Annotated in this window: 1 protein-coding gene; it reads left to right on the top strand. The window is 47.1% G+C overall.

Annotation, left to right across the window (positions count from 1 at the left end; all coding sequences use genetic code 11):
• Window positions 1-158: 158 nt before the first annotated feature.
• Window positions 159-1,394: a YjbH domain-containing protein gene (locus tag KG732_RS12960; RefSeq protein ID WP_213524451.1), complete on the top strand. Its 1,236-nt coding sequence runs from the start codon at window positions 159-161 to the stop codon at window positions 1,392-1,394.
• The last annotated feature ends 78 nt before the right edge of the window (window positions 1,395-1,472 follow it).

Here is a 1,472-nt window from a genome sequence, read left to right as displayed (position 1 = left end):
AAATTTCCTTACCTAACAGCAATAGCTGAATACGATTCCGAATCCTTTAATGTTGCCCTCAAGACTACCGTTTTAGGTCACCTTCACTTCGCCGTTGGCTTGCTTGATATGCAGGCACCATCCGGATTCTTCACCTACCGCTTTAACCTATCAAACCGATGAGAGTTTTCTTTATATATGCCCTGCTAAGTTTCGGGTTTTATTCTGCGCATGCGCAGCAATCAACCATAGTACAATCGCTAGCTGAACAGGGTTTTGAAAATGTGGCTGCAGTGCAGAAGGGTACGGACCTCTATATCACCTATGAGAATAACCTGTACCGTTTTGAGGCCAAGGGTCTGGCCAACATAATCGCACAGCTCACGGAGACCGATTTAAGCCTTTACGAGCACATTCATTTCTTGCTGAGAAGTCAAGACATTCCAATGGCGATAGCTACCCTTTCTATGAACGATTTAAACGCCTATAAGAGCGGATTAATCGATCGCCACACCCTAGCTTCATCCATGCAGTTCTCTATCGAAATTGAGAAGGTAGAGAGCTATTTTAAAGAGGCCGAGCGCGAGAACCTTTCGTTCTACAAGATTGACGTTCCGGTTGGGGTGCGAGTAGACTATGCCCTCGGAGATTTCAGAGACGGATTTCAATCACGTACCTACATCAACTCACGGGTGCTTTCCACCTTCGGTCGAGGAACCGAATTTGAATTCGACTTCTTAAACATCGTTCAAAACGACATACCTGGCCGCGCGATCTCCTCACCCGTGACCATGAAGGTCACCCAGAGCGCCCGATTCGGCCAAAACACCTTTTTAAGCGCCAGCCTGGGCTACCTGCCTCAAGGCAAGTTCGGGCTGTACACTCGCTTTCGTAATTACCTCGATCAGGAGCGCTTCTACTTAGAGCTCCTCTACGGAGTCACCCGTACAGGATACCTCGACGAAAACTGGGTCGTTCAAAACAATCGCAACAGCGACGCCCTTTGGCAAGCGATCTTCAACTACCGATGGAATAAGTACGACACCGACATCAACTTGACCTACGGAACCTTCGCCGCCGCTGACCTCGGCTACAAGTTTCAGGTTCAACGCCAGTTCAACGAGGTGTATTTCAGCCTCTTCTATTCGCGCACAGACCTCGCCAGTTCTGGATCATTTGGCTCAGAAGAACCTGCCATCATCGGATTCTCCCTGACCGTACCCTTCGGGCAATCTAAATTCATGAAACCCGGACGCATACGCGCCCGCACCGAAGACCAGTTCTACCTGCTCTACCGCTACTCTGGATTCTCTTTCTCGGGCATCGACGTGATGTTCGCCAACGATATCTTCTCTGATATTAGAGAATTTTATCCTGAGGTGTTGCGCAAGGGGCTAATGAAGCATTTGAAATAGAAGATTTAAATAATTCCTATAATCTGTAGTTAGTCGACTCAAATTTTATAATTATAAAATTTATTCTAATACATCTAT

The organism is Nonlabens sp., from assembly GCF_018401815.1.
Lineage (GTDB): Bacteria > Bacteroidota > Bacteroidia > Flavobacteriales > Flavobacteriaceae > Nonlabens.
The sequence above is the reverse complement of the archived record's forward strand: the minus strand, read 5'-3'. Positions and strand labels throughout refer to the sequence as shown.

Bases quoted from the DNA above. Each gene is read 5' to 3' on its own strand.
- KG732_RS12960 (WP_213524451.1), top strand. From the start codon at position 159: ATGAGAGTTTTCTTTATATATGCCCTGCTAAGTTTCGGGTTTTATTCT.